The following is a 25,739-nucleotide window of genomic DNA, read 5'->3' on the forward strand; positions in this document are numbered from 1 at the left end:
TCGGGCGGGGTTCGTCACACTGACGTCCATCCGCCGGCCCCCGCCCGCACCCGTCTGCGTCCGCGATCGAGACGATCCGGCGCCCCGTCCGTACCTTCCGCACATGGGGCCCCGAGGGCCCCGCCCGTCACCGGCTTCGCACGGATCGAGGACGAACCATGAACGCAACCGCAGCCATCGGCGTGACCGGCCTGGGCGTGATGGGCCGCAACCTGGCCCGCAACTTCGCCCGCAACGGGTACACCGTCGCCGTCCACAACCGCACGGTCGGCCGCACGCGCGCGCTCATGGAGGTCTATGGCGACGAGGGCGCCTTCGTCCCCGCCGAGACGGCCGAAGAGTTCGTGGCGGCGCTGGAGCGCCCCCGCCGGCTGATGGTCATGGTGCAGGCGGGGGCCGCGACCGACGCGGTCATCGACGAGTTCGCCGCTCTGTTGGAGCCCGGCGACATGATCATCGACGGTGGCAACGCCCACTTCGCCGACACCCGCCGCCGCGAGGCCGCCCTGCGCGAGCGGGGCATGCACTTCGTCGGCACCGGGGTCTCCGGCGGCGAGGAGGGCGCCCTCGAAGGGCCGTCGATCATGGTCGGCGGCTCGGCGGAGTCGTACGACGTCCTCGGGCCCATGTTCGAGCGGATCAGCGCCAAGGTCGACGGCGAGCCCTGCGCCGCCCACATCGGGAGCGACGGCGCAGGGCACTTCGTGAAGATGGTGCACAACGGCATCGAGTACGCCGACATGCAGCTCATCGCGGAGGCGTACGACCTGCTGCGCCAGGTCGCCGGCTACACCCCGCACGAGATCGCCGACGTCTTCCGCCGCTGGAACCAGGGCCGGCTCTCCTCCTACCTCGTCGAGATCACCGCCGAAGTGCTCGCCCACACCGACCCGGACACCGGCGCCCCCTTCGTCGACGTCGTCCAGGACGCCGCCGGCCAGAAGGGCACCGGCCGCTGGACCGTGCAGACCGCGCTGGACCTGGCCTCCCCGGTCACCGCCATCGCCCAGGCCACGTTCGCCCGGGCCGCCTCCGGCCAGCGCGACCTGCGCGCCGCCTACGCGGGCCTGCCCGGCGGCACCCGCCCCCAGCTCAGCCGCACCGAGGCCGAACGCTTCACCTCACAGGTCGAGCACGCCCTCTACGCCTCCAAGGTCATCGCCTACGACCAGGGCTGGAAGATGATCCAGGACGCGGCCGCCGAGTACGGCTGGAAGATCGACCTCGGCACGGTCGCGCGGATCTGGCGCGGCGGCTGCATCATCCGCGCCTCCTTCCTCGACCGCATCCGCGCCGCCTACGCCGCCGACCACGACCTGGTGAGCCTGCTGGGCGAGATGGAGTTCGCCATGGAGATCACCGACGCGCAGGTGCCCTGGCGCGAGACCGTCGCCTCCGCGGCCCGCCGCGGCATCCCCGTCCCCGCCTTCTCCGCCGCCCTGGCCCACTACGACACCCTGCGCGCCGACCGCCTCCCCGCCGCCCTCCTCCAGGGCCAGCGCGACTACTTCGGCGCCCACACCTACCGCCGCACCGACCGCGAGGGCGTGTTCCACACCCACTGGGGCGCCCCGGAGCGCGTGGAGACAGCGGGCTGAGGGCTCGCCGCCCGGACGGATGTGTGCGGTGCTGCCGCCCGGCGCGCCCTCGTGACCCCTGCGGCCCGTGCAACTCTTGACGCTCCGACCAGCGCACACCAGGCTTCACCCCCTCGGTGCAACGCAGGCGGAACACGACTGGGCAGGCAGGACGACGATGGCAGAGTCCACGGACACCCCCGACCAGAGAGCCGGAGCCACGGGACGGCAGCTCCAGGTGGAGACGCACGGTCTCGACGTCATCGCCGACGCCGAGCGCAAGGGCACTCCGCGCACCCTGTTCTGGCCCTGGTTCGGCGCCAACGTCTCGGTCCTCGGGCTCAGTTACGGCGCCTTCGCGCTCGGTTTCGGGACCTCCTTCTGGCAGTCCCTGGCCGCCGGCGTCATCGGCATCGTCGTCTCGTTCCTGCTGTGCGGCTTCGTAGCCGTGGCCGGCAAGCGCGGCTCGGCGCCGACGATGGTCCTCAGCCGTGCGGCATACGGCGTGCGCGGCAACCGCCTTCCCTCGGTGATCTCCTGGGTGCTCACCGTCGGCTGGGAGACCGTGCTGTGCGCGCTCGCCACCATGGCCACCGCCACCGTCTTCGACCGGCTCGGCTGGGGCGGCGGCACCGGCACCAAGGTGGTGGCTCTCGTCCTGGTCGGCGCGCTGACCGTCGTCGGCGGCGTGATGGGCTTCGACCTGATCATGCGGCTGCAGACCGTGATCACGGTTGTCACCGGTGTGCTCACCGTCGTCTACATCGCGCTGGTCGCCGACCACATCCACTGGAGCACGGTCAGCGCCGTCCCGGCAGGCTCAACCCAGGACTTCATCGGCGCGCTGGTGTTCATGATGACCGGCTTCGGCCTCGGCTGGGTCAACGCCGCCGCCGACTACTCCCGCTATCTGCCGCGCAGTTCGGCGGGCCGCGGGGTGATCGGCTGGACCACCTTCGGCGCGTCCCTGGCCCCGCTGCTCCTGCTCGTCTTCGGCCTGCTGCTGGCCGGCTCCTCGGCCAAGCTCAGCGCGGGCATCGCCGCCGACCCCATCGGCGCCCTCACCACCATCCTTCCGACCTGGTTCCTGGTCCCGTTCGCCGTGGTCGCCGTCCTCGGGCTGGTCGGCGGCGCGGTCCTCGACATCTACTCCTCCGGGCTCGCCCTGCTGTCGGCGGGCATCAAGATCCCGCGCTACGTCGCGGCGTTCGTCGACGGCGTCCTGATGATCGCGGGCTCCATCTACATCGTCTTCTTCGCCGACGACTTCCTCGGCCAGTTCATGGGCTTCCTGACCACGCTCGGCGTCCCCATCGCCGCCTGGTGCGGCATCATGCTCGCCGACCTGGCACTGCGCCGCCGCGACTACGACGAGGGCGACCTCTACCGCCCCACCGGCCGCTACGGCGACGTACCGCCCGTCCCGCTGCTCGTCACCGTCGCCGCCACCGCCCTCGGCTGGGGCCTGGTCACCAACTCGGCCGCCGGCTGGCTCGACTGGCAGGGCTACCTCCTCGACCCCTTCGGCCTCGGCGGCAAGTCCGGCTCCTGGGCCTACGCCAACCTCGGTGTCCTCGCCGCCCTCGTGCTCGGCTTCCTCGGCACCCTGGCCCTCTCGCGCACCCGCGTCCGTGCCCAGGAGGCGCAGGCACCCAGCCCCCGGGACGCGGGAGCGGCCGTATGACCGGCGGACTGCTGGCCGTCATCGACATGCAGCGTGTCTTCGCCGAGCCCGAAAGCCCCTGGGCCGCCCCACGTTTCGCCGAGGCCGCGGCAGGAGTACGACGCTTGCTGCCGGCCTACGCCGACCGCGTCGCCTTCACCCGCTTCCTGGCGCCCGCCCAACCCGTCGGCGCCTGGCAGGACTACTACGAGCAGTGGCCCTTCGCCCTTCAGCCGCCGGACGCCCAACTCTGGGAGCTGGCGGACGAGTTCGTTGAGGAGGCTCCCCTCACCGTAGACGCCACGACCTTCGGTAAGTGGCCCTGCCTCGCTCCGCACCTCGGTCCCGGCAACCGCCTGATCCTCACCGGCGTCAGCACCGACTGCTGCGTCCTGTCCACCGCCCTCGCGGCCGCCGACGCCGGAGTGGAGGTCCTGGTGGCCGCGGACGCCTGCGCGGGCGCGGACGACGACTCCCACGCGAAGGCGCTGCACGTGATGGACCTGTATCGGCCGCTGATCCGTGTGACGAGCGTGGCCGAACTGCTGGCGGAGGCGAGGTGAGCACATCCGCGCAGCGTCAACTGGCCCTGCTCGGCGGCGGCTTCAGCACCGACGACGACGGCCTGCTGGACGACTGGGTCCTGAGCCTCGCACGGACCCGGACCGGGTCCGCGCCGCCGCGCATCTGCTTCCTGCCCACCGCCAGCGGTGACGCGGCCGCGTACATCGACCGCTTCGACGACACGTTCCGGTCACGCCATGACTGCGAGCCGTCCGTACTCCCGCTGTTCAGGCGGGAGTTGGACGACGAGCAACTCCGTGCCCAGCTGCTCGGGCAGGACGTCGTGTACGTGGGCGGCGGCAACACGGCGAACATGCTGGCCGTCTGGCGCGTGCACGGCGTCGACCGGCTGCTGCGCGAGGCCCACGACCGCGGCGTCCTGCTGTGCGGCATCAGCGCGGGCGCGAACTGCTGGGCCGAGGCCTCGCACAGGTCGTGACGCGGGAGCGGGGCGCCCACGCGTACCGGGTGGACGCGGACGGGCACGGGGGTGCCGACGAGCGCGCGCTGCCGAGCCGTCCGCTGCGCTGAGACCTTGGCGGTATCCGGTCGGTACCGCGGGCTGTTTGATGTGTTCAATCACTTGTATCGCGTCATGCAACGGACGGCCCCACCCGTCAGGAGGCACCGTGCTCGCCGCTCCCGAACCCGACCTCACTGAAAGCGAGATCATCGAGCGCGCCGTCGCGCTAAGGCCCGTACTGCTCGAACGCCAGCCGCAGACAGAGCAGTTGACGCACTACCCCAAGGACACTCACGAGGACTTCCTGCGGGCCGGCTTCTACCGGATCCTGCAGCCGCGCCGCTACGGCGGATACGAGTTCGGCCTCCCGGTCTTCTACCGCGTGGTCACCGAGATCGCCCGAGGCTGCCCCTCCACCGGCTGGGCCCTCTCGCTCACCGCGGCCCATGTGCTCCAAGTGGCCACCCTCTTCGACGAGAACGCCCAGGACGAGATCTTCGGCGCGGACGGCGACTTCAGGGCGGCGTCCACCGTCGTACCCGTCGGAGTCGCGGAGCGCGACGGAGACGGCCGGGTCGTCCTGGACGGCACCTGGCCGTACTCCTCGGGCGCCCCCTACTCCACCCACTACGTCGGTCAGACCCTGCGCGCCCCGGCCACCCCCGGCGGTCCGCCCGGACCACCGGTCCTGTTCGTCGCCCCGCGCTCGGTGTGGACGGTGCTCGACGACTGGCACGGCGTCCTGGGCCTGCGCGGCAGCGGCTCCAACAGCGTCCACATGGAACAGGCCCGTATCCCGGAGCACTTCACCCGCGAGGCGTTCCTGCTGGACCTGCCCGTCGAGGGCGGCAGCACCGGCTCGCAGCTGCACGGCAATCCGATGTACGCGGGCCGGGCACCGAGCTTCTTCCACGGCGAACTGGCCGCCGTCATGATCGGCATCGCGTACGCCGCCGCCGACGAGTACGCCCGGATCATCGCCGCCCGCCCCCTCACCCTGGAACCCGACCGCACCCGCGCCGACCTGCACGACTACCAGCGCCACCTCGGCCAGGCCCTCGGCACGATCGACATGGCCGAGGCGGCCCTGCGGCAGACGGCGCAGGACTGGATGGACACCTGCCGCCGCAATGTCACCGGCGAGGCCCCCTTCACCGTCGTCGAGGACAACCGGCTCGCGCTGATGTTCCTGAACGCCGGACGGGCGGCCTGGGACGTGCTGCAGGGCATCCTCTTCCGCACGGCCGGCTCCCGGCACGCCCGCGACGGCGAACGGATGCAGCGCTACTTCCGGGACGCGGCGACGTACTGGACGCATGTGGGCGCGAGCATGGCCGAGCCGCTGACCCGCCGGGTCGGCTGCGACCGCCTGGGCCTGCCGTCGCACGACATCCCGCTCATCCCCTGACACGGCTCCGGCGACGGAAATGATGTGACTCCGGTGGCGATTCACCGCCGGGATGAAGCGGCGGTGAATCTCCGGGGGAGATGGGAATGGGCTCGTCCGGATCGGGTACGCGAGCAGGACCGTGCCGGGGTGGATCTTGCCCCGCGCGGGCCGTACCACCGCCGCTACCAGGGGATCTGCCATGGACACACCTGCCAACGACGACAAGACCACACCGGCCCGGCAGGCGCTGGACGCGCTGGCCGTGAACAACGAGGACGCCGGGGCACTGGACACGCTCGCCGGCAGCGAGGTGCTCGTGCCCGTGCCGGACGACGCGAACCAGGAGGACGCGGTGGACCCGGGCGCGGTGGCGCTGCCGGTCCTGGAGCAGCCGGGCGGCGACCCGGTCGTGCCCGTGTTCACCTCGGAGGTGGAGATGGCGGGCCTGCTGCCCTTCGTCTCCCGCTACCGCCTGGTGCCGCTGGGCGCCCTCGCCTCGCAGTGGCCGGCCGAGGACCTCTCGCTGGCCATAGACGCGGGGTCCGAGCACCCGCTGACCCTCACCTCCGAGGGCGTACGCACCCTCCTGGCCCGGCCTTGACACGGCAGGCCAGGAGCCCGGCCGCGGAACGGCGCAGTACCGTGAGCGCATGGAACAGCGCATCACGTTGATCACGCTGGGTGTTTCCGATCTCGCGCGCGCCAGAACCTTCTACGAGACGCTGGGCTGGCGCGGGCAGGAGATCGAAGAGACCGTTTTCTTCCAGGCGGGCGGTCTGGGACTGGTCCTGTGGAGCCGCGAGAAGCTCGCCCGCGACGTCGGCCTGGACCCCGGACCTGGACCGGTGAGCGGCTTCGGCGGAATCGCCCTCGCGCACAACGTCCGCTCCGAGGCCGAGGTCGACGCACTGCTCGCGGCCGCGGAGCGGGCGGGCGGAACCATCACCAAGCCCGCCGCCGTCAACGCCGTCGGCTTCTACTCCAGCGCCTTCACCGACCCGGACGGCTACGCCTGGGAGGTCGCGTACAACCCCGGCTTCCCACTCGCCGACGACGGGACGGTCACCATCCCGGACTTCGGCGAGGCCTGAGAGCCCAACGGCCAACGTGTTAGGGAGTGGACGTCGATGGCAGACCGTACCTACCTCAAGCCGCCCTGGATGCAGCAGCATGTCGGGAACCGTCTGGCGCCGCTGTTCGGACGGTCCGTGGTGTCCCGGCTCTCGGTGCGCGGGCGCACCAGCGGGCGCCGGCGGACGGTGCCCGTGGCCGTCCTGGAATACGAGGGCGAGCGCTATCTCGTCTCCTACCGCGGCCTGAGCGACTGGGCGCTGAACCTGCGCGCCACGCCCGAGTGCCGGCTGACCGTGCGGGGCCGTACGGAGGAACTCATCGCGGAGGAGATCCCCGAGGCCGAGCGTCCGCCCATCATGGCGGCGTACCGCGAGAAGTACGGCGGCATGCCCACGGTCTCCTCGGTCCTGACGGCACTTCCCGACCCCGCCGACCATCCGGTCTTCCGGCTGCGAAGCCGAGGCTGACCGATCAACTGCCGCGTGTTCGCCGGTGAGTTGAGTCGGAAGGTCACGCCGCCGTCAGCGGGGCCGGCCGCGGGAAGGTGACGCCGGTCAGTTCCTCGGAAACGGTCCACAGGCGGCGGGCGGCCACCGGGTCGCTGGCCGCGGAGGAGCGGCCCACCAGGGTCGGGGCGCCGCGCATCTCGCCGAGGCTGTCCGGGCCGACGTAGCTCGCGCCGGGCAGATCCTGGACGGCGGCGTACAGAGTCGGCAGGGCCCCGGACTTGTTGTCCTGCGCCACGAAGCGGTTGCCGACCCGCATGAAGGCGCGCCGCAGCACGCTGCCGTCGTGGCTCTGGAGGTTGGTGGCCGCCCAGCCCGGGTGCGCGGCCGTGGCGCGGACGGCGGAGCCCGACTCGGTGAGCCTGCGCTGCAGTTCGAGGGTGAAGAGCAGATTGGCGAGCTTGGACTGGCTGTAGGCCTTCATCGGCGCGTACTCGCCGGTGAGGTTGAGGTTGTCGAAGTGGATGCGGGGGCTGCCCGGCATCCGGTGCGCGCCGGACGCGACGGTCACCACCCGGTCGGTGATGTGCGGCAGCAGCAGGTTCGTCAGGGCGAAGTGCCCGAGGTGGTTGGTGCCGATCTGCATCTCGAAGCCGTCCTTGGTGGTGGACTCCGGGATGTTCATGACGCCGGCGTTGTTGACGAGCAGATCCAGGTCGCCGCTCCAGGCGGCGGCGAACTCGCGTACGGAGGCGAGATCGGCGAGGTCGAGCCGGCGTACCTCCACGCTGCCGTTCACGCCCGCCGCGGCGGCCTCGCCGCGCGCGGGGTCCCGTACGGCGAGAACGACATGGGCGCCCGCGCTGGCCAGCGCCTCGACGGTGGCGATGCCGAGTCCGCTGTTGGCGCCGGTCACGACGGCCGTGCGGCCGGTCTGGTCGGGGATGTCGGAGATGGTCCACTTGCTGGTTCGCGTTGTCATGCCAGCCAATGTAGGCGTCGCCAACAATGCTGTCAATGACAACAATAGTGACGGTGCCAACAATGGTGACGGTGCCAACAATGTAGGCGTCACAAACATGACCGATACACTGAGGCCCATGCCCACCCGAACCCGCAGCTACCACCACGGCGACCTGCGCGCCGCCCTGCTGACCCGCGCCGAGGAGACACTCCGGGAGAAAGGGCCGGGCGCACTGTCGCTGCGTGAACTCGCCCGCGATCTCGGCGTCAGTCATGCCGCACCGAGCCGCCACTTCAAGGACAAGCAGGCGCTGCTGGACGCGCTGGCGCTGAGCGGATTCGACCGCATGTCGGCCGTCCTCGGAGCTTCGCTGGACGGTGTGCCGGAGAAGCTCCCCGAGCAGGTCGAGGCGGTGGTCCGCGCCTATGTGGGCTTCGCCCGCGACAATGCGGCGCTGCTCGACCTGATGTACTCGGTCAAGCACGACCCGGAGGCCTCCGACGCCCTGCTCGAAGCGACCCAGCGCTGGTCGGACCTGGTCCTGCGGCTCGTCGCCGAGGGGCAGGCCAGGGGAGAGGTGCGGGAGGGGTCGCTGGAGCACACCGCCCTCCCGGTGTTCGCGACCCTGCACGGCTACGCCGACCTCGCGGTGAGCGGCATGCTGCCGCCCGAGATGGACGAGCACGGCCTGGACGTCGTGATCGCGTTCATCCTGCGGGGCATACGGCTGTGACCGGTGCGCCGGAAGCGGGGCGCCGTAAAAATGGGTTGGACGGACGGAGGCCGGCCGGTATCGTGCGCGAGGCCGTGACACCGACCGAGGAGGTGAGACCCATGAACGCTGTGACCGTGTGGGTGCTCCCTGTGGGGATCATGGTCGGCGACTGACATAGGGGTCGCCGGGAGCGCCTCGATTTCAGGCCTCCCGAAAGGCAACCACCTGTGCATACTTTGCAGTTCACCGCGGAGACATCGGCGAACGGTGTCCGTGAGCGCGACTTCACCCTGGGCGACATCCCCGGCGTGCTCTGGTCTCCCGAGTCCCTTCCCGAGCGTGCACCGCTGATCCTGATGGGTCACGGCGGCGGCACCCACAAGAGGTGGCCGGCGATGACCGGCCGCGCAGCCCGCCTGGTGACCGGCGGCGGCTTCCATGTCGCCGTCATCGACGCCCCCGGCCACGGCGACCGGCCCCGCACGGCCCACGACGAGCAGGAGATCGCCGCACTGCTGCGGGCGCGTGAGGCGGGCGAGCCGGAAGGCCCGGTCGTCGTCCGCTACAACGCCCACCTGGCCGAGCGGGCCGTGCCCGAGTGGCAGGCGGTCCTCGACGCCCTCCAGGAACTTCCGGAGATCGGCGCCGACGGACCGGTCGGCTACTACGGCCTGAACATGGGCACCGCGATCGGGGTTCCGCTGACCGCGTCCGACGCCAGGATCAGCGCCGCGGTCTTCGGTCTCCACTGGCCCGACGTCCTGGCCGAGGCGGCGCGGCGGATCACCGTGCCGGTCGAGTTCGACATGCAGTGGGACGACGAGCACATCCCGCGCGAGGCGGGTCTCGCACTGTTCGACGCCTTCGCCTCACGGGAGAAGTCGTTGCACGTCAACGCGGGCAGGCACAAGGAGCTGCCCCGGTTCGAGGCGGACAGCGCGGTCCGGTTCTTCGTCCGCCACCTCGGCAGGACGGTGTCGGCACCGTCGTGACGTGCACGGCCGCTGCGCCACGGGTGTGACGTGACGGCCGCTACGGCACCGACATGAGGTGACGGCCGCTACGACATGGGTACGGCCCGGCTGCCCAGCAGCCGGGCCAGTACCTCGCGCTGCAGTGGCAGCACTTCGGCGTGCAGAGCGCGGCCCTTGTCCGTCAGGGCGACCCACACCCCGCGCCGGTCCTCCATACACACGGAACGCTCCACCAGGCCGTCCTTCTCCAGCCGGCCGATGAGCCGGGACAGCGCGCTCTGGCTGAGATGGACGCGTTCCGCGAGGTTCTGCACCCGGCACTGCTCACCCTCGCCGGGCGCCTCGGACGCGAGGATGTCGAGCACTTCGAAGTCGCTCGCGCCCAGGCCGTGCGGGTGCAGGACCCGGTCGATCTCGCACATGGTGCGGGCATGCACGGAGAGGATGTCCCGCCACTTCTCCTCGAGCCGGGAGGCGGCCGTTTTCACTGCCATGACCGCACGGTAACACCGAATCAGCCATTTGTTGACAGTGCAACCAATGCGGGTGCATGGAGATCAACCCGTACTGTCAGGAGGTCGGGTCCTGGAGCAGCCCCACGAGGTTGCCGTCCGCGTCCTTGGCGAAGGCGATGAGCCGTCCGTTGCCGACGTCCTGCACGTCCTGCAGCACTTCGGCACCGGCGTCCACCAGCGCGGCCAGCCGCCCGCGGATGTCGGAGACGTGCCAGTACGGCACCGGGCCGGTCATGCCCTTGGAGTGCCCGTTGGGGTCGAGCCCGACGTCCAGCCCCGCGTCCTTGAAGCCGACGTAGTACGGCTCGTCCGCGTACGGCTCGACCTCCAGCAGAGCGCTGAACAGGGCCTTGGCCCGCGCGAGGTCCTTGACGGGGTAGATGACGGTCTTGATGCCGACGGTCATGGTGTGCTCCTTGGCAGAGGATGAACCGACGGATTTTGTCGGTGGCTCCACGCTAGGACGGGGGAGCGGGGAACGGCTTCTTCGATCCTGACCGGATGCCTCGGATGCCCTCGATCGGCCCTCCGCCGGGAGGAACCACCGGGGCGCCATCGCCACGTCGCCACCCTTGTCACGTACGCACGTACGCACGTCCTCACGACAAGCTCCGCCGTGACCGCTTCTGCCACGACCGCATGGCTGCCGGAGGCTCGGGTCCGCCGCCGTCCGGCGGGCCGGACGCCGAAAGGTCCGGCGGATCGCCGGGGCTGTCCACATGCCCGAGCCACTCGCACACGAGCCGGCCGAGCAGCGCGCCGCCGTAGACGACGAACCCCACGCCGACGAGCCAGGACTCCACGACCAGGACCGTGCCGACCGGGCCGTAGGTGAACGCGTTGGTGACGAGGAGCGGGGTGAAGACCAGATACGAGAAGCCGCGCAGGCCGACCAGACCCGCCATCGTCGCGAGCGCACCGGGCAGCAGATGGCGCCAGGCGACCTGGCGGGCGAGCAGGAAGTGCGGGCCCCACCAGAAGAACAGCACGCCGACGCCCATGCTGAGCAGGATGCGGGGCGTGCCTTCCAGGACATTCCGCGTCTGCACCTGGGCGTACAGGTACACCATCAGCATCACCAGCCACACCGCCTGCCGCCAGATCTTGTGCCAGGCGATGGAGGGCGTCTTCCAGATCCGCTCGTAGCCGTTCTGCACGCTCGACGCGAAGGACATGCCGAAGAACGCCAGCAGGGCCACACTCAGCATGCTGGTGGTGCTGATCACCTTGCGGGTCGGGCCGAAGACATGCGCGAGCGCGTCGGCGGACCGGCCGGACAGCGCCATGCCGTCCACCAGCCACAGGGCGAAGCCGCCGTGTCCGAAGGGATCCGCCGCGGCGACCACGATCAGCAGCGGGGCCAGGGTGACCAGGGCGAGGGTCGCGAACCCCATGGCCCGGTGCAGCAACTCCAGTTCCGTGCCGCGACGGTGCAACTCGGCCAGCCCCGGCCGGTGCCTCGCGGCCCACCGCGACATGAGGACCACCCCTTCCTCCGGCCCGGGGCCACCCCTGGTGGTGTGTGAGTGGCCAGGAACACCCCCGGACAAACCTGATCGGGTGACGCGTACCCGGTGGGCGGCCCTACCCATGCCAGCATGAACCGTCCCGACCTCGACGAGGAGGTTTTCATGGACCGTCCCGGTGAACTGATCCCGCTCCAGTACATCGACATCGGTGGCCGCGGCCCCGAGGACGTCGTCGCGGATTCCCGCGGCCGTGTCCTGACCGGCGTGGAGGACGGCCGGATCCTGCGCATCGACGGACTGACCGAGCCCGGGTCCGCCCGCGTCGAGGTGCTCGCCGAGACGGGCGGCCGTCCGCTCGGACTGGAACTCCTCACGGACGACGCCCTGTTGGTGTGCGACGCCGAACTAGGACTGCTGCGCGTCGATCTGCGCGAGGGCGTCGTCCGCATCCTCGCCGACTCGGTGGCGGGTCAGAGACTGACCTTCTGCAGCAACGCGGTCGCTCTCTCGGACGGCAGCGTGTACTTCACCGTCTCCAGCCGCCGCTACTCCCTGGAACAGTGGATCGGCGACATCGTCGAACACACCGGTACGGGCCGCCTGCTGCGCCTGGCCCCCGGCAGCGAGACCCCCGAAGTCCTGCTGGAGGGGCTGCAGTTCGCCAACGGGCTCGCCCTGAGCGCCGACGAATCCTTCCTGGTCGTCGCCGAGACGGGCGCGCGCAGGCTCACCCGCTACTGGCTCGGCGGCCCCGACGCCGGGCGGAGCGAGCCCTTCGCCGAGAACCTGCCGGGCATGCCCGACAACATCTGGCGCGGCGCACCGGACGACCCGATCTGGGTCTCGCTGGCAGGCCCCCGGGTGCCGGCGCTCGACCTGCTGCACCGCGCCGCCCCCGCCGTCCGGTCGGCCGCTGCCCGCATCGCCGTCCGTGCCCCGTACCGCCCCACCGGCACCATCGGTGTCCTCGCGGTCGACGACTCGGGCGGGATCGTCCACCATCTCGCCCACCGCCGCTCCGGCTACCGCATGGTGACCAGCGTGTGCGAGGCCGCCGGACATCTGGTGCTCGGCAGTTTGTGGGAGCGGGGCGTCGCGGTGTGCGCGCGGCCCGCCCCGAAGTGACCCGGGCGCGGCGCGGACGCTACCCTGTTGCCCGGCCGCGATCACCTCTCGCGGCGCGGCGGTGGGGCCCGCCGTACCCGAACCGCGGCCGTACCGCCGCCAACGGTCCCTACTTGCGAACGAACGGCGCCCGCATCCCGGGCCCCGGCGAGTAGGAGACGTACGCCCATGACAGCCCCCGAAGCCGAGAGCCTGCGCACGCGGCCCCACAGCCCGCGGCCGCCCGTCTGGCGCGGCCAGGCCCCCGTCCTCGCGGTGGTCGCGCTCGGCGGCGCGATCGGCGCGAGCGCGCGCTACGCACTGACGCTGTGGTGGCCCACCGGGCCCGGCGGATTCCCCTGGGCGACCTTCTGGACCAATGTCGTCGGCTGTGCCGTGATAGGCGTGTTCATGGTCGTCATCACCGATGTGTGGGCCGCCCACCGCCTGGTGCGGCCCTTCTTCGGCACCGGGGTGCTCGGCGGCTTCACCACCTTCTCGACCTATGCCGTCGACATCCAGCGGCTTGTCGACTCCGGCCATCCCCGCACCGGGCCGGCCTACCTCGCCGCGACCCTGATCGCGGCCCTCACGGCGGTGTGGCTGGCGATGACCGCCGCCCGCCGCGTCCTGAAGTGGAGGCAGCCATGACGAGGCTGACCGGCACCGCCCTGCGCGTGACCGTCTTCATCGGCGAGAACGACACCTGGCACCACAAGCCGCTCTACTCGGAGATCGTGCACCGCGCGCACGCCGCCGGGCTCGCCGGCGCCAGCGTCTTCCGCGGTATCGAGGGCTTCGGCGCCTCCTCGCTGATCCACACCTCACGGCTGCTGTCCCTGAGCGAGGACCTGCCGGTCGCGGTCGTCGTCGTCGACACCGAGGAGCGCGTCCGCGCCTTCCTCCCGCAGCTCGACGAACTCGTCGCGGAGGGCCTGGTGATCCTCGACGAATGCGAGGTCATCCGGTACGTCGGCCGCGGGGGTGATCCCGGTGGCACGGGCAGGAAGGGCGAGAGGTCGTCGTGAACTGGCTGCTGGTCGTCGTGGGCGCCGCGGTCGGCGCCCCGGTGCGCTATCTCACCGACCGCGCGGTGCAGACCCGGCACGACACGGTCTTCCCCTGGGGTACGTTCGCAGTGAACGTCTCCGGCTCGCTGATCCTCGGCCTGCTGACCGGTGCCGTGTCCGCCGGAGCGGCCGGCTCCCACCTGCAGCTGCTGATCGGCACGGGACTGTGCGGGGCGCTGACGACGTACTCGACCTTCTCGTACGAGACCCTGCGCCTGACCCAGACCGGTGCGGGGCTCTACGCTGCCGCCAACGTCGTCGGGAGCGTGCTGGCGGGGCTCGGCGCCGCCTTCCTCGGGGTGTCGGTCGCCCAGGCACTGTGGGGGTAGGTGTCCGGTCCTTCACCCGGCCGTAGTAAGACTGTCTACAGCACTGTCGACCAACTCAGCAGAACTGGATCCCATGAGCGTCATTAACGTCGGTCAGGCCGTCGTCCTCGGTGTGGTGGAGGGGGTGACCGAGTTCCTCCCGGTCTCCTCGACCGGCCATTTGAAGATCGCCGAGGGGCTGATGGACATCCCCGTGGACGACGACGCCGTCGTCGGTTTCTCGGCTGTCATCCAGGTCGGTGCGATCGCGGCCGTGCTCGTCTACTTCTTCAAGGACATCGTGCGGATCGTCTCCGCGTGGGGCCGTGGCCTGGTGAACAAGGAGGAGCGGTACCACCACGACTACAAGTTCGCCTGGTGGGTGATCGCCGCCACCATTCCGATCGTGATCGTGGGGCTCGCGGCGAAGCCGCTGATCGAGGGCCCGCTCGCGTCGCTGTGGGTGGTGGCCGCATCCCTGATCGTCGGCAGTGGCGTGATGTGGGCGGCCGACCAGATGGGCCGGCACAAGCGAGGTGAGGACGACACCACGTTCAAGGACGCGATGCTGGTCGGCTGCTCGCAGATCCTGGCGCTGCTCTTCCCGGGCTTCTCGCGCTCCGGCGCCACCATGTCCACGGCGCTGATCCTGGACCTGGACCGGGTCGCGGCCACCCGTCTGTCGTTCTTCCTCGGCATCCCGGCCCTGACCGGCGCGGGCCTGTACGAGCTCAAGGACGCGCTGGGGACGGGGGTGGGTGCCGCGCCGCTGGCCGTCGGCACGCTCGTCTCCTTCGTGGTGGCGTACGCCTCCATCGCCTGGCTGCTGAAGTTCGTCGCCAAGCACTCGTTCAACGCGTTCGTGATCTACCGGCTCGTCGTCGGCGTGCTGCTGCTGGGCCTGCTCGGCACGGGAACCCTCAGCAGCTGAGGGCGGCTTCCGGTTGCTCGTCACCGAGGCGTGAAGTCCGATCCCGGGCTTCACGCCTCGTCCGTTCCTCCCAGCGGCCCGCCTTGACAGCGGCCGCCCGCCGCCCGCACCATCGCTCCGTGAACCTGTCAGACAGCCAGACAGCCGTGCCGGGGCCGCGACGCGTCAGCGCGATGGAAGCGGTCCTCGCCCATCTGCGTACCGCCATCGAGCGCGGCGAGTACGAGGTGGGCGACAAGCTGCCCTCCGAGGCGGAGCTGTGCCGCACCCTGGAGGTCAGCCGGCCCGTGCTGCGCGAGGCCCTCAGGGCCCTGCAGACGATGGGTCTGACCGTCTCCAAGACGGGCAAGGGCACGTTCGTCGTCGCGAGCGCGGTGGAGGACCCCACCTTCGGCGACTACGCGGCCAGCGATCTGATGGAGGTGCGCCGGCACGTCGAGATCCCGGTCGCGGGCTACGCGGCGCTGCGCCGCACCCCCGAGGACCTCGACCACCTGGCGCATCTGCTGGAGCGCATGGAGCGGGAGACCGACACCACCTCGTGGGTCGCCCTCGACACGCTCTTCCACCTGGCCGTCGCCGAGGCCTCCCAGAACCCGGTCTTCCGCCGGGTCATCGAGGAGATCCGGGACGCACTGGCGCGTCAGTCGGCCTTCCTCAACGAACTGGGCGGACGCCGCGAGCAGTCCAACCGCGAGCACCGGGCGATCATCGAGGCGCTGACGGACGGCTCCGAACGCGACGCCGTGGATGCCATGGCGCACCACCTGGACCGCGTCTGGACCACCCTCGACGACATCGTCCGCCGCGGGCGCGCGGACGGCGCCGCACGCCCGGCCACCGACTCCACCGACCACCGACCCACCACAGGAGAAGGCGCGTGACCCTCGCGCCGTCCCAGTACAAGAGGCAGTGATGTTCAGCAGTTCCGTCGCGGACGCACCCCTGATCCGCGAGCCCCTCCACGCCCCCGTCGCCCACCTGATACGCGGCGGGGTCGTCGAGGGCATCCACTACGGTTCCGTCGTCGTCCTCGACACCGACGGCAAGGTCCAGCTCCAGATCGGAGACATCGAGGCCGCCTTCTACCCCCGCTCCGCCCTCAAGCCCGTCCAGGCCGTCGCCATGGTCCGGGCCGGCCTCCCGCTGGACGGCGAGCTCCTCTCGCTGGCCGCGGCGAGCCACTCCGGCGAGGAGCGCCACATCGCCGGCGCCCGGCGCATCCTCGAACTCGCCGGGCTCACCGAGGACCACCTGCGCAACGTGCCGGACATGCCGTACGACCCGGCCGTCCGCGACACCTGGGTACGCGAGGGCCGCGCGCCCTCCCGGCTCGCGCAGAACTGCTCCGGCAAGCACGCGGCCATGCTCTACACCTGCAAGCTCAACGGCTGGTCCCTGGACGACTACCTCGACCCCGCGCACCCCCTCCAGCAGGCGATCGCCGAGATCGTCGAGGACCTCACGGGGCAGCGCGTCGCGCAGGTGACGGTCGACGGGTGCGGGGCTCCGTTGTTCTCGGTGTCGCTGCACGGGCTCGCGCGCGCGGCCGCCCGGGTGACGACGGCGGTGGCCGGCACTCCCGAGGCGCGGGTCGCCGACGCCATGCGTACGTATGCCGAAACGGCGTCCGGCGCGGGCCGGGACGTGGCCGCGCTGATGCGTGCCGTGCCGGGGCTGCTGGCCAAGGACGGCTTCGAGGGCGTCCAGGTCGCCGCACTGCCGGACGGCCGGGCCGTCGCCGTGAAGATCGCCGACGGGGCGAACCGGGCGCGGATCCCCGTGGCCGCGGCGGGGCTCGCTCGCGCGGGCGTCGACCCGGAACTGCTCACCGAGTTCGCCGGGGAGCCGTTGCTCGGGGGTGGGGAGCCAGTGGGGTGCGTGCGTGCGGTGCGTGCCTTGGATCCGGTGCCGTTGGGTGTCTGCGCCTAGGGGTTCCGGGTTCGAACGGGGGGCAGCGGGCGTCTTCGGTCTGCCGGTCGTGTGTGGCTGGTCGCGCAGTTCCCCGCGCCCCTGAAAGACGCCATCGGGACCGGGGCGGCGGCACAATGGTGATCATGACTACGGCGTCGTCGCACTCCTTCGAACCTGTCCTGGCGCGCATCGCCGAGGAGATCGAGCGGACCCCCGGCAGCGGCCGTCCCGCCGACTACATCCCGGCGCTCGCGGCCTGCGACCCGCGCCGCTTCGGCATGGCGGTGGCGGAGCTGGACGGCACGGTGTACGGCGTGGGGGACTGGCGCGAGCCGTTCTCCACGCAGTCCATCACCAAGGTCTTCACCCTCGCCCTCGACCTGGCCCGCGAGGGCGACGCACTGTGGGAGCACGTGGGCCGCGAGCCCTCCGGCAACCCCTTCAACTCCCTGATCCAGCTGGAGTACGAGAACGGCATCCCGCGCAACCCGTTCATCAACGCGGGCGCCCTCGTCGTCACCGACCGGCTGCAGACCCGTACCGGAGACGCCTCGGGCGAACTGCTCGGCTTCCTGCGGGCGGAGAGCGGCAACCCCGCCCTGGACTTCGACAAGGACGTGGCCGCCTCCGAGTCCGCGCACGGGGACCGCAATGCCGCCCTGGCGCACTTCATGGCGTCCTACGGCAACATCGACAACCCGGTCCCGGTGCTGCTGGACCAGTACTTCCGCCAGTGCTCCGTCATGGCGTCCTGCGCCGATCTCGCCCTGGCCACCGGCTTCCTGGCCCGCCACGGCATTCGCGCCGACGGCGACCGGCTGCTCAGCCAGAGCCAGGCCAAGCAGGTCAACGCGGTGATGCTGACCTGCGGGACCTACGACGCGGCGGGCGAGTTCGCCTACCGCGTCGGCCTGCCCGGCAAGAGCGGTGTCGGCGGCGGCATCATCGCGGTCGTGCCCGGACGCTGCACGCTGTGCGTGTGGAGCCCGGGGCTCGACGAGCGCGGCAACTCGGTGGCGGGCGTCGCGGCGCTGGACCGCTTCACGACCCTGACCGGCCTTTCCGTGTTCTGAACCACGGTGGCCCCTCAGTTCAGGAACTCCGTCAGCAGCGGCAGCAGGACCGAGGTGCGGCGCATCAGCTCCACATGCGTGGTGCCCGGCAGCACGGCCAGCCGCGCGCCCGGGATCAGCTCCCGCATCTCGGCCGCGTGCTCGATGCGTACGAAGTCGGTGTCGCCGATGAGCAGCAGCGTGGGCGCTGTGAGCCCACGCAGGTCGTCGGCGGTCCAGGGCAGCGGGGCGTGGGCCGCGCCCGTGACCCTGCCGAGGAACTCCTGGAAGTGCTCGGGATGCGGCGCCACGGCCGCGTAGGCGTCGGCCCACTCCTGGAAGTCCTCCTGGCTCGGCAGTCGCGGTGAGGTGTAGTCGGGGGTGCGGATCTCGTCGTGGTAGCCGTCCTGGTGGTACTGCACGGAGCCGAGCACCAAGCGCCCGACGCGCTCGGGATGCCGCACCGCGATCTCCAACGCGGTCAGGCCGCCGAGGCTGAAGCCGATGAAGTCGGCCTGTCCGATGCCGAGTTGGTCCAGCAGCGCCACGACGTCCGAGGCGAAGTTCGGCACCGACATCTCGCGCTCGGTGTCAGCGGTGTGGCCGTGCCCCTGCAGCTCGGGCGCCACGATGCGACGGCCCTCGCCGAGCGCGGGCAGCACCGCCCCGAAGGACAGGCCGACGGTGTGCACCCCTCCGTGCAGCAGCACCAGCGGGCGGCTGCCGTCGTCGCCCGAGCCGTGGCTCTCGTAGTACATCTCCAGGCCGTTGACCTTCGCGTATGCGGAGTCGGCGGGCATGTTCATCACGTCCGTTCGGTAAGTGCCGGGACTGGCAGGAACGCTTGAAGAGACACAGGGGAGACCGGCCGGGCACGGGGGAATCATCGCTGCGGCGGCAGGATCACACGCCGGTCACATGCAGGCCCCCGCCCGGAAGGGGGCGCGTCAATCTCCGGCCACCCGGCATCGACACGCTGGTCGAGTGTTGGCCAAGGCCTTTCCCGTCGATCTCCGCCGCTGCCAGATGCTGGGCCTGGCCGGTACCGCCTTCCTCGCCCTGGGCGGTGAGTCGGCCGGCGCCCTGCCCGTACGGGAGCTGCTGGCTCCGGCCAACGTCCACGCCGCCCTCGGCCTGGTCGGCGTCTACTTCGGCGTCGTCCTGCTGATCGCCGCCTGGGTGCTGCTCGGCCGGCTCGTGCGCGGCACCGAACCGCCCACCCCGCGCGACCTGATGCTCGTTCTCGCCGTCTGGGCGGCACCGCTGCTCCTCGCCCCGCCGCTGTTCAGCCGTGACGTCTACAGCTACCTCGCCCAGGGCGCCATGGTCGACGCCCACATGGACGTCTACGCCCAGGGCCCCGCCCAGCTCGGCGGCCCGCTCGCCGACGAGGTGGCACCGCTGTGGCAGCACACCGGCGCCCCGTACGGCCCGGTGTTCCTCGCCGTCGCCTCCGCGCTGTCCGGCCTGACCCGGGGCGAGATCCCCGCGGGCCTCTTCGGTATGCGGCTGGTCGCGCTGCTCGGCGTGGCGCTGATGGCCGCCGCGCTGCCCCGGCTGGCCCGGCACAGCGGAGCCGACCCGGCCGCCGCACTCTGGCTCGGCGCCCTCAACCCGCTGGTCCTGCTCCACCTGGTCGCGGGCGCCCACAACGACGCCATCATGCTCGGTCTGCTCGGCGTCGGCCTGGTCGCCGCGCTCGGCGGACGGCCGGTCCTGGGCGCCGCGCTGGTCACCCTCGCCGCGCTGGTCAAGGCACCCGCCGTACTGGGGCTCGCCGCGGTCGTCCTCCTCCAGGTGCGGGCGGGCAGACCCCCGGCCAAGGCGGCGCTGACGACCGCACTCGCCGCCGCGGCCACCACCGTCGCCGCGACCGCACTCGCCGGCACGGGATACGGCTGGATCGGCGCCCTCGACACCCCCGTCTCCCCGCACAACTGGGCGCTCTCCAGCCTCCTCGGCCGCGCCACCGGCGCCCTGCTGGGGCGCTTCGACAGCGACCTTGCGCCGCTGGCCCTGCCGGCCTGGCATCTGCTCGGTCTCCTGATCACCGCGGTCGTGGTGGCGGCCATATGGTGGCGGCTGCGCCCCAGACCCGTCTACGCGCTGGGCCTCAGCCTGGCCGCGGTGGCCGCGTTCGGCCCGGCGATCCGCCCCTGGTACGCCCTGTGGGGGCTGTTCCTGATCGCCGCCGCGGCCCCGACCACCTCGGTACGGCAACGGGTGGCGGCCGTGACGGGAGTGCTCGCGCTCGCCACCCTGCCGAGCGGCGGCCCGGCCGACAGCGGGCAGTTGATGCTCGCCGTGTCCGGCGGCGCGCTGGCCGTGGTCGTGCTGTGGCAGGCCCACCAGGCCGCGCAGGCACCCGCCGTGGGACGGACCGCGTGAACGCTCCCCGCACCGACCGCGGCCGACTGTTGCTGGTATTCGCCCTGGCCGCCGCCGTCACCGTCTTCACCGCGACCGTGCCGCTGCTGCGCGACTGGTTCGACCTGCGCGTCTACCACGGGGCGGTCAACGCCTGGGTCCACCACGGCGGCCGGCTCTATGACTATCAGGTGCCGGGCACGGCGTACGGCTTCACCTACCCGCCGTTCGCGGCCGTCGCCATGCTGCCCATGTCCCTCGTCGGCCTGCACACGGCGATCGCCGCCGCACTCGTGCTCAACCTGGCGGCCCTGGCACTGGTCGTGCACCTCCTCACCGACGGGACATGGCGCCGCCACGGCTGGTTCGGCTGCGCCGTGGGCCTGTGCCTGCTCGCGCTGTACGAACCGCTGCGCGACACCTTCAGCTTCGGCCAGGTCAACATCCTGCTGCTGGCCCTGGTGCTCACCGACGCCCGGCTGCTCGCCACCGGCCGGGAACGCCTGGCGGGCGTCGGCATCGGCCTGGCCGCCGCGATCAAGCTCACGCCCGCGGTCTTCATCGGTCTGCTGCTGATCGCCCGGCGATGGCGTGCGGCCGCCGTCGCGAGCGCGGTCACGGCGGCGGCGACCGGGCTCGCCGCATGGGTGGACCCGGCGGCCTCCCGTTTCTACTGGACCGACGCCCTGTGGGACACCAGCCGGGTGGGCCGCCTCGCCTACGTCTCCAACCAGTCGCTCCAGGGCATCCTGGCCCGGCTCGGCGTCATGGACCGCGCGGTGTGGGCCGGGGCGGTCCTGGTGGTCCTCGGCATCTGGGCGTGGCGTGCCCGCCGTGCGGTGGCGGCGGACGACTGGCCGGCCGCGTTCGCCCTCACCGGCGCGACGGCGTGCCTGGTCAGCCCCATCACCTGGGTGCACCACCTGGTGTGGCTGCTGCCGGCGTTCGCCGTGCTGGTGCGCAGCGGGCACGCGCGCGTGGCGGGCGTCCTGTACGCCGTGATGTGCACCAGCGTGGTGTGGCTGTGGTTCCACGACGCGTCAGGCATCGACGGCTTCCTCGGCAGCAACGTCTACACCTGGATCACACTGGGTCTCCTGCTGTGGCTGCCGGTGGGTCAACTCCGCGCCGACGCCCTGCCCCTGGCCCGCAGCACCAGCGCCACGGCCACCGCACCGAGCAGGGCGGCACCCGAGACGACACCGGCCGTCGGCCATCCGGGGCCGCTGTCCCGGGCGCCGGCCACCGGTGTGGCGCGTGGTGCCGCCACCGGCGTGGCGTGCGGCCCCGGCCGCGACCTGACCCGCAGCCCGTCCAGCGAGCCCACCGGTTCGACCAGCCCGTCCGCCGCGAACCCCCAGTCCAGCAGCCGGCGAGCCTCCTCGTAGACGGCGAATCCGCCGCCCTCCTGAGGGTTCATCACCGTGACGACGAGCGTGCGCCCGTCCCGGCGGGCGGCGGCGACGAGCGTGTTGCCGGCGTTGCTGGTGTAGCCGTTCTTGACGCCGATCAGGCCCGGATACGGCTCCACTCCGTCCGCACCGGTCAGCAGCCGGTTGGTGTTCTTGATGCCGTACGACCATCCGCTCCCGCCCGGGAACTTCGCCTCGGCCGTGCCGCAGTAGCTCGCGAAGTCGGGGTTGCGCAGTCCCTCCCGGCCGAACACCGCCAGGTCGTACGCCGACGACACCTGGCCCGGCATGTCGTACCCGTCGGGCGAGCGCACCTGCGTGTCCATGGCGCCGAGGGTGCGGGCCTTGGCCTGCATCTGCTCGGCGGTCCGGTGCCAGCCGCCGTTCATCGAGGCCAGGACGTCCACGGCGTCGTTGCCCGAGTTGAGGAAGACCCCGCGCCACAGATCCGAGACCCGGTACGTGAGCCCCCCGGCGACCCCGACCCTGCTGCTGCCGGGACCGATGTCGGCCATCTCCTCCTCGCGGACCGTGTGCCGCAGGTCCGCCGGCAGGACCGGCAGCACGGTCAGGGCGAACAGGGTCTTGAGGGTGCTGGCGGGCGGCAGGGCCCGATGGGCGTCGTGCGCGGCGAGCACCGCGCCGGTGCGCGCGTCGGACACCAGCCAGGACAGCGCGGAGACGTCCGGCAGCCCGGGTGCGCTCCGATGCGGCCGGACGAGAGTGCCCTCGCGATACAGATACGACGGCTGCGGCAGCCCCGCCCGAGCCGGGGCGGGCGGCACGGGCTCCGCACCGGCCGCGGCCGCCACGGGCGCGAACGCGATGACGCCCGCGACACAGAGCACACAGGTGGCGGCGGCCGCCCGGGATGGAAATTCGGTGATCATATGATCAACGTAGGAATTGGACCGGTGTACAGGGCGATGACCGGGCCGGGAACGTTCCGCTAGCACCCGGATGCCTCAGTGGGGTCACCTGACCTCCTCACTTCATCGCCCCTCAGCTTTCTAACCCCTATTTGCGTCTTGACAGGTTAGGGGTGGGATGCTTGACTCGAACTGCAACCACTAAAAGCGCGCACAAGAGTTAGATTTGGACTCGGCGCCTGCCGTGGCTCCGGGCCGAGCCGGAAGGAACGAAACGATGGGTCTGTCCTGGCAGCAAGGTCCGCTCGCCCCCGGCGCGGTCGGCCGCTTCCTCGTCCCCGAACCCCTGCCCGAGCGGATGCTGTTCGCGGAGCCGCTGCGCCGGCGCATGCGGGTCCGGTTCGCCGACACCTGGATCGCGGACAGCGAGGACGTCGTGCTGCTGCACGAGCCCGGCCGCTACCCGGTGGCGTACTTCCCCGTCGGCGACATCGACGCCGCCGTACTCGAGGCGGGCGGGCACACCACCCGCCACCGCGACCTCGGGCCGACCACCTGGTACACCGTGCGGGCGGGGACGCAGAGCAAGCAGCGCGCGGCCTGGCAACACACCGAACTGCCTGACCACGCTGCTGAGTTGAAGGGGCGCGTGGCCTTCGCCTGGCGGGCGATGGACGCCTTCTACGAGGAGGACGAGCGGATCGTCGGCCACGCCGCCGACAACTACCACCGCATCGACATCCGCCGCACCAGCCGCCATCTCGTCGTCCGCAGCGGCGACCGCGTCGTCGCCGACTCCCGGCGGCCGCTGGTCCTCTACGAGTCCGGGTTCGCGCCCCGCTGGTACGTGCCGCGGGCCGATGTCGACGAGACGGCCCTGACCCCGGCCGACACCCGGACGTTCTGCCCCTACAAGGGTCTGTGCGACTACTACGACATCGGTGAGGCGCGGCGCGCCGCTTGGTCGTACCGCAACGCCTACCGGGAGGTCGACCGCATCGAGGACCTGGTCTCCTTCGAGCCCGACGAGGTCGAGGTGCGACTCGACGGTGTCCGGCTGAGGCTGGAACCTGGGCAGAAAGTCGTCTCGCACGGCGTCGACCGCAACCTCGATCTCGACGAGACGGCTCCCGTCGAGCAGCCGTGAGCACGAGCACGAGGAAGGAGCGGGCCATGCCGTCCCTGCTGTCGGTGAACGTGGGAAAACCCAAGGACGTGGCGTGGCAGGGCCGTACGGTCCACACCGGTGTGTGGAAGGACCCGGTGTCCGGACCGGCCATGGTGCGCCGGCTCAACATCGACGGCGACGGCCAGGGCGACACCAAGGGCCACGGCGGTGAGCAACGGGCGGTGCTCGTCTACCAGATCGAGTCCTATCGCTACTGGCAACGGCACTTCGGACGCGACAACTTCACCTTCGGACAGTTCGGGGAGAACCTCACCGTCGACGGCCTTGCCGATGACGAGGTCTGCATCGGCGACCAATACCGCATCGGCGAGGCCGAGTTCGAGGTCACCCAGCCCCGGGTCACCTGCTACCGCGTCGGAATGCGCATGGGCGAACCGGAGTTGCCCGCCCTGCTGGTCAGCCACCACCGCCCCGGCTTCTACATGCGCGTCCTGCGCGAGGGACGCATCGAGGCCGGCGACCGGATCGTCAAAACCCGTACCGGCCCCGGAGCGCTCACCGTGGCCGACACCGACGCGCTGCTCTACCTCCCCGACCGCGACCCGGCCAAGCTGCGCCTCGCTGTCGACATCCCCGCGCTGAGCCCGGGTTGGCAGGGCTCGTTCCGCGAACTGCTCGCCGACGGATCCGGCGCCGCCGCTGCCGCCCGCCCCGCCTGGGACGGCTTCCGCGAGCTGCGGGTGGCCGACGTCGTCGCCGAGAGCGCGACCGTCACCTCGATCCATCTGACCGCCACCGACGGGACCCGGCTCCCGGCCGCCCGCGCGGGCCAGTATCTGACGCTGCGGGTCCCCGGCGCCGGGCAGCCCGCACCGGTGCGCAGCTACTCGCTGTCCTCCGCGCCCGACACGGGCAGCTACCGCATCAGCGTCAAGCATGAACCGCACGGCGCCGCGAGCGGCTTCCTGACCACCGGTCTGCGCGCGGGCGGGCTGCTCGAAGTCGCGGCGCCGCGCGGCGAGTTCGTGCTCACCGAGGGCACCGGCCCGGTCCTGCTGATCTCCGCGGGCATCGGCGTGACACCGACGCTGTCCATGCTGCACGTGCTCGCGGCCGCCCGCAGCGACCGCGAGATCTGGTGGATCCACGGTGCCCGCAGCCCGGGCGAGCACCCGCTCGCCGCGGAGGCGCGCCCCCTCCTCGCGGCACTCCCGCACTCCCGTGAGCATCTCTTCTACAGCGCGGCCACCGCCGAGGAACGCGATCGCGACGGCGCGAGCGCCGGGCGCGTGACCAAGGACGCGCTGACCGCCCTGAAGGTCCCGGCCGACGCCACCGCCTACATCTGCGGGCCAGCGGCATTCATGACCGACATGACGGACGCCCTCGTCGCGGCCGGCCTCGACCCGGCCCGCATCCACACCGAACTGTTCGGGGCGCTGCCCGCCATCAACCCCGGTCTCACCGCGCAGACACGCCGGCCACCGCACCAGCCGCCCGGACCGCCCGGCTCCGGCCCGACGGTGACCTTCGCCCGCAGCGGCATCTCCACGCCCTTCCCCGACAGCCGCGGCAGCCTGCTCGAACTCGCCGACGCCTGCGACGTCCCCGCCCGCTGGAGCTGCCGCACCGGCGTCTGCCACACCTGCGTCACCCCCCTCCTGTCGGGCCGAGTCACCTACGAGCCGGCCCCGCTGGAGCCCCCGCCCGACGGCGACGTACTCATCTGCTGCGCCCGGCCCGGCGGCGACATCGTGCTGGACATGTGA

Annotated in this window: 26 protein-coding genes and 2 pseudogenes; 22 read left to right on the top strand and 6 right to left on the bottom strand. The window is 71.6% G+C overall.

Features of this window, described 5'->3' with window-relative positions; translation table 11 throughout:
* Positions 1 to 158 precede the first annotated feature (158 nt).
* The 8 genes and pseudogenes from gnd to JYK17_RS04695 all read left to right on the top strand — a co-directional run bounded on the left by gnd (position 159) and on the right by JYK17_RS04695 (position 7,198).
* A complete protein-coding gene (gnd, locus tag JYK17_RS04660) occupies positions 159 to 1,598 on the top strand; it encodes an NADP-dependent phosphogluconate dehydrogenase (protein WP_108012674.1) in 1,440 nt (479 codons plus the stop codon).
* A gap of 157 nt (positions 1,599 to 1,755) precedes the next feature.
* Positions 1,756 to 3,261 carry a purine-cytosine permease family protein gene (locus tag JYK17_RS04665; protein ID WP_128803975.1) on the top strand — a complete coding sequence of 502 codons (1,506 nt, stop codon included), beginning with the start codon at positions 1,756 to 1,758 and terminating at the stop codon, positions 3,259 to 3,261.
* Positions 3,258 to 3,803, top strand: a complete 546-nt coding sequence (locus JYK17_RS04670) for a cysteine hydrolase family protein (protein WP_108012676.1) — start codon at positions 3,258 to 3,260, stop codon at positions 3,801 to 3,803. The genes JYK17_RS04665 and JYK17_RS04670 overlap by 4 nt, the downstream gene beginning before the upstream one ends.
* A 20-nt stretch (positions 3,804 to 3,823) precedes the next feature.
* Positions 3,824 to 4,234, top strand: a pseudogene (locus JYK17_RS40410) (Type 1 glutamine amidotransferase-like domain-containing protein); the annotation flags it as partial.
* A 199-nt stretch (positions 4,235 to 4,433) separates the two neighbouring features.
* A complete protein-coding gene (locus JYK17_RS04680; RefSeq protein ID WP_222809817.1) occupies positions 4,434 to 5,675 on the top strand; it encodes an acyl-CoA dehydrogenase family protein in 1,242 nt (413 codons plus the stop codon).
* Positions 5,676 to 5,856: 181 nt separating this feature from the next.
* The gene (locus JYK17_RS04685) at positions 5,857 to 6,258 is read left to right on the top strand and encodes an SseB family protein (protein WP_108012679.1); all 402 of its coding nucleotides are present in this window, start codon (positions 5,857 to 5,859) and stop codon (positions 6,256 to 6,258) included.
* 49 nt (positions 6,259 to 6,307) lie between these two features.
* Entirely contained in the window at positions 6,308 to 6,748 is a 441-nt protein-coding gene (locus tag JYK17_RS04690) for a VOC family protein (RefSeq protein ID WP_222809818.1), read from the top strand.
* A 36-nt stretch (positions 6,749 to 6,784) separates the two neighbouring features.
* The gene (locus tag JYK17_RS04695) at positions 6,785 to 7,198 is read left to right on the top strand and encodes a nitroreductase/quinone reductase family protein (protein WP_108012681.1); all 414 of its coding nucleotides are present in this window, start codon (positions 6,785 to 6,787) and stop codon (positions 7,196 to 7,198) included.
* A gap of 43 nt (positions 7,199 to 7,241) precedes the next feature.
* Here the strand turns inward: JYK17_RS04695 and JYK17_RS04700 are convergent, their stop codons facing one another.
* The gene (locus JYK17_RS04700) at positions 7,242 to 8,159 is read right to left on the bottom strand and encodes an oxidoreductase (RefSeq protein ID WP_222809819.1); all 918 of its coding nucleotides are present in this window, start codon (positions 8,157 to 8,159) and stop codon (positions 7,242 to 7,244) included.
* Positions 8,160 to 8,277: 118 nt separating this feature from the next.
* On the opposite strand from JYK17_RS04700, the gene JYK17_RS04705 reads away from it, so the two are divergent.
* Together JYK17_RS04705 and JYK17_RS04710 are read left to right on the top strand one after the other, a co-directional pair.
* Positions 8,278 to 8,874 carry a TetR/AcrR family transcriptional regulator gene (locus JYK17_RS04705; protein WP_234547361.1) on the top strand — a complete coding sequence of 199 codons (597 nt, stop codon included), beginning with the start codon at positions 8,278 to 8,280 and terminating at the stop codon, positions 8,872 to 8,874.
* Positions 8,875 to 9,083: 209 nt separating this feature from the next.
* Positions 9,084 to 9,848, top strand: coding sequence for an alpha/beta fold hydrolase (locus JYK17_RS04710; RefSeq protein ID WP_222809820.1), 765 nt, complete (start codon positions 9,084 to 9,086; stop codon positions 9,846 to 9,848).
* A 68-nt stretch (positions 9,849 to 9,916) separates the two neighbouring features.
* Here the strand turns inward: JYK17_RS04710 and JYK17_RS04715 are convergent, their stop codons facing one another.
* From JYK17_RS04715 to JYK17_RS04725, 3 genes are all read right to left on the bottom strand, one after another.
* Positions 9,917 to 10,324 carry a MarR family winged helix-turn-helix transcriptional regulator gene (locus JYK17_RS04715; RefSeq protein ID WP_108012685.1) on the bottom strand — a complete coding sequence of 136 codons (408 nt, stop codon included), beginning with the start codon at positions 10,322 to 10,324 and terminating at the stop codon, positions 9,917 to 9,919.
* Between the two features lie 76 nt (positions 10,325 to 10,400).
* Positions 10,401 to 10,751, bottom strand: coding sequence for a VOC family protein (locus tag JYK17_RS04720; protein WP_222809821.1), 351 nt, complete (start codon positions 10,749 to 10,751; stop codon positions 10,401 to 10,403).
* Between the two features lie 193 nt (positions 10,752 to 10,944).
* On the bottom strand, positions 10,945 to 11,823 hold the full coding sequence (locus tag JYK17_RS04725; protein WP_222809822.1) for a YhjD/YihY/BrkB family envelope integrity protein: 879 nt from the start codon (positions 11,821 to 11,823) through the stop codon (positions 10,945 to 10,947).
* Positions 11,824 to 11,976: 153 nt separating this feature from the next.
* On the opposite strand from JYK17_RS04725, the gene JYK17_RS04730 reads away from it, so the two are divergent.
* From JYK17_RS04730 to JYK17_RS04765, 8 genes are all read left to right on the top strand, one after another.
* Positions 11,977 to 12,939, top strand: coding sequence for an SMP-30/gluconolactonase/LRE family protein (locus JYK17_RS04730; RefSeq protein ID WP_222809919.1), 963 nt, complete (start codon positions 11,977 to 11,979; stop codon positions 12,937 to 12,939).
* 168 nt (positions 12,940 to 13,107) lie between these two features.
* On the top strand, positions 13,108 to 13,569 hold the full coding sequence (gene crcB, locus JYK17_RS04735) for a fluoride efflux transporter CrcB (protein ID WP_128803980.1): 462 nt from the start codon (positions 13,108 to 13,110) through the stop codon (positions 13,567 to 13,569).
* On the top strand, positions 13,566 to 13,946 hold the full coding sequence (locus tag JYK17_RS04740; protein WP_108012688.1) for a DUF190 domain-containing protein: 381 nt from the start codon (positions 13,566 to 13,568) through the stop codon (positions 13,944 to 13,946). Before crcB (JYK17_RS04735) ends, JYK17_RS04740 begins: the two co-directional genes overlap by 4 nt.
* On the top strand, positions 13,943 to 14,317 hold the full coding sequence (gene crcB, locus JYK17_RS04745) for a fluoride efflux transporter CrcB (protein ID WP_128803981.1): 375 nt from the start codon (positions 13,943 to 13,945) through the stop codon (positions 14,315 to 14,317). Before JYK17_RS04740 ends, crcB (JYK17_RS04745) begins: the two co-directional genes overlap by 4 nt.
* A gap of 73 nt (positions 14,318 to 14,390) precedes the next feature.
* Positions 14,391 to 15,227 (top strand): undecaprenyl-diphosphate phosphatase, encoded by an 837-nt coding sequence (locus JYK17_RS04750; protein ID WP_108012690.1) that lies wholly within the window; start codon positions 14,391 to 14,393, stop codon positions 15,225 to 15,227.
* Positions 15,228 to 15,346: 119 nt separating this feature from the next.
* The gene (locus JYK17_RS04755) at positions 15,347 to 16,111 is read left to right on the top strand and encodes a FadR/GntR family transcriptional regulator (protein WP_234547359.1); all 765 of its coding nucleotides are present in this window, start codon (positions 15,347 to 15,349) and stop codon (positions 16,109 to 16,111) included.
* A 31-nt stretch (positions 16,112 to 16,142) separates the two neighbouring features.
* Positions 16,143 to 17,159, top strand: coding sequence for an asparaginase (locus JYK17_RS04760; RefSeq protein WP_108012692.1), 1,017 nt, complete (start codon positions 16,143 to 16,145; stop codon positions 17,157 to 17,159).
* Between the two features lie 116 nt (positions 17,160 to 17,275).
* Complete coding sequence (locus tag JYK17_RS04765; protein WP_108012693.1) at positions 17,276 to 18,214, top strand: glutaminase; 939 nt, start codon at positions 17,276 to 17,278, stop codon at positions 18,212 to 18,214.
* A 14-nt stretch (positions 18,215 to 18,228) separates the two neighbouring features.
* On the opposite strand, the gene JYK17_RS04770 is transcribed toward JYK17_RS04765, so the two are convergent.
* Entirely contained in the window at positions 18,229 to 18,999 is a 771-nt protein-coding gene (locus tag JYK17_RS04770) for an alpha/beta fold hydrolase (RefSeq protein ID WP_164932413.1), read from the bottom strand.
* A 112-nt stretch (positions 19,000 to 19,111) separates the two neighbouring features.
* On the opposite strand from JYK17_RS04770, the gene mptB reads away from it, so the two are divergent.
* Positions 19,112 to 20,581 carry a polyprenol phosphomannose-dependent alpha 1,6 mannosyltransferase MptB gene (gene mptB, locus JYK17_RS04775; RefSeq protein ID WP_181362486.1) on the top strand — a complete coding sequence of 490 codons (1,470 nt, stop codon included), beginning with the start codon at positions 19,112 to 19,114 and terminating at the stop codon, positions 20,579 to 20,581.
* On the top strand, positions 20,578 to 21,948 hold the full coding sequence (locus JYK17_RS40960) for a glycosyltransferase 87 family protein (protein ID WP_308011643.1): 1,371 nt from the start codon (positions 20,578 to 20,580) through the stop codon (positions 21,946 to 21,948). Before mptB ends, JYK17_RS40960 begins: the two co-directional genes overlap by 4 nt.
* A gap of 83 nt (positions 21,949 to 22,031) precedes the next feature.
* Here the strand turns inward: JYK17_RS40960 and JYK17_RS04780 are convergent.
* Positions 22,032 to 22,862, bottom strand: a pseudogene (locus JYK17_RS04780) (D-alanyl-D-alanine carboxypeptidase family protein); the annotation flags it as partial.
* Positions 22,863 to 23,118: 256 nt separating this feature from the next.
* Between JYK17_RS04780 and JYK17_RS04785 the strand changes: the two are divergent.
* Positions 23,119 to 23,988 (top strand): DUF427 domain-containing protein, encoded by an 870-nt coding sequence (locus tag JYK17_RS04785; RefSeq protein ID WP_222809823.1) that lies wholly within the window; start codon positions 23,119 to 23,121, stop codon positions 23,986 to 23,988.
* A 26-nt stretch (positions 23,989 to 24,014) separates the two neighbouring features.
* Complete coding sequence (locus JYK17_RS04790; protein WP_222809824.1) at positions 24,015 to 25,739, top strand: MOSC and FAD-binding oxidoreductase domain-containing protein; 1,725 nt, start codon at positions 24,015 to 24,017, stop codon at positions 25,737 to 25,739.

It is taken from the genome of Streptomyces plumbidurans, assembly GCF_019857225.1.
Lineage (GTDB): Bacteria > Actinomycetota > Actinomycetes > Streptomycetales > Streptomycetaceae > Streptomyces > Streptomyces plumbidurans.

Excerpts from the sequence above, each read along its gene's own strand:
- JYK17_RS04790 (WP_222809824.1), top strand. The coding sequence starts at position 24,015 with ATGCCGTCCCTGCTGTCGGTGAACGTGGGAAAACCCAAGGACGTGGCG.
- JYK17_RS04665 (WP_128803975.1), top strand. The coding sequence starts at position 1,756 with ATGGCAGAGTCCACGGACACCCCCGACCAGAGAGCCGGAGCCACGGGA.
- JYK17_RS04770 (WP_164932413.1), bottom strand. The coding sequence starts at position 18,999 with ATGAACATGCCCGCCGACTCCGCATACGCGAAGGTCAACGGCCTGGAG.
- JYK17_RS04785 (WP_222809823.1), top strand. The coding sequence starts at position 23,119 with ATGGGTCTGTCCTGGCAGCAAGGTCCGCTCGCCCCCGGCGCGGTCGGC.
- crcB (WP_128803980.1), top strand. The coding sequence starts at position 13,108 with ATGACAGCCCCCGAAGCCGAGAGCCTGCGCACGCGGCCCCACAGCCCG.
- JYK17_RS04705 (WP_234547361.1), top strand. The coding sequence starts at position 8,278 with ATGCCCACCCGAACCCGCAGCTACCACCACGGCGACCTGCGCGCCGCC.
- JYK17_RS04740 (WP_108012688.1), top strand. The coding sequence starts at position 13,566 with ATGACGAGGCTGACCGGCACCGCCCTGCGCGTGACCGTCTTCATCGGC.
- JYK17_RS04715 (WP_108012685.1), bottom strand. The coding sequence starts at position 10,324 with ATGGCAGTGAAAACGGCCGCCTCCCGGCTCGAGGAGAAGTGGCGGGAC.
- JYK17_RS04765 (WP_108012693.1), top strand. The coding sequence starts at position 17,276 with ATGGTGATCATGACTACGGCGTCGTCGCACTCCTTCGAACCTGTCCTG.
- gnd (WP_108012674.1), top strand. The coding sequence starts at position 159 with ATGAACGCAACCGCAGCCATCGGCGTGACCGGCCTGGGCGTGATGGGC.
- mptB (WP_181362486.1), top strand. The coding sequence starts at position 19,112 with ATGCAGGCCCCCGCCCGGAAGGGGGCGCGTCAATCTCCGGCCACCCGG.
- JYK17_RS04720 (WP_222809821.1), bottom strand. The coding sequence starts at position 10,751 with ATGACCGTCGGCATCAAGACCGTCATCTACCCCGTCAAGGACCTCGCG.
- JYK17_RS04750 (WP_108012690.1), top strand. The coding sequence starts at position 14,391 with ATGAGCGTCATTAACGTCGGTCAGGCCGTCGTCCTCGGTGTGGTGGAG.
- JYK17_RS04670 (WP_108012676.1), top strand. The coding sequence starts at position 3,258 with ATGACCGGCGGACTGCTGGCCGTCATCGACATGCAGCGTGTCTTCGCC.
- JYK17_RS04760 (WP_108012692.1), top strand. The coding sequence starts at position 16,143 with ATGTTCAGCAGTTCCGTCGCGGACGCACCCCTGATCCGCGAGCCCCTC.
- JYK17_RS04695 (WP_108012681.1), top strand. The coding sequence starts at position 6,785 with ATGGCAGACCGTACCTACCTCAAGCCGCCCTGGATGCAGCAGCATGTC.
- JYK17_RS04730 (WP_222809919.1), top strand. The coding sequence starts at position 11,977 with ATGGACCGTCCCGGTGAACTGATCCCGCTCCAGTACATCGACATCGGT.
- JYK17_RS04690 (WP_222809818.1), top strand. The coding sequence starts at position 6,308 with ATGGAACAGCGCATCACGTTGATCACGCTGGGTGTTTCCGATCTCGCG.
- JYK17_RS04685 (WP_108012679.1), top strand. The coding sequence starts at position 5,857 with ATGGACACACCTGCCAACGACGACAAGACCACACCGGCCCGGCAGGCG.
- JYK17_RS04700 (WP_222809819.1), bottom strand. The coding sequence starts at position 8,159 with ATGACAACGCGAACCAGCAAGTGGACCATCTCCGACATCCCCGACCAG.
- JYK17_RS04725 (WP_222809822.1), bottom strand. The coding sequence starts at position 11,823 with ATGTCGCGGTGGGCCGCGAGGCACCGGCCGGGGCTGGCCGAGTTGCAC.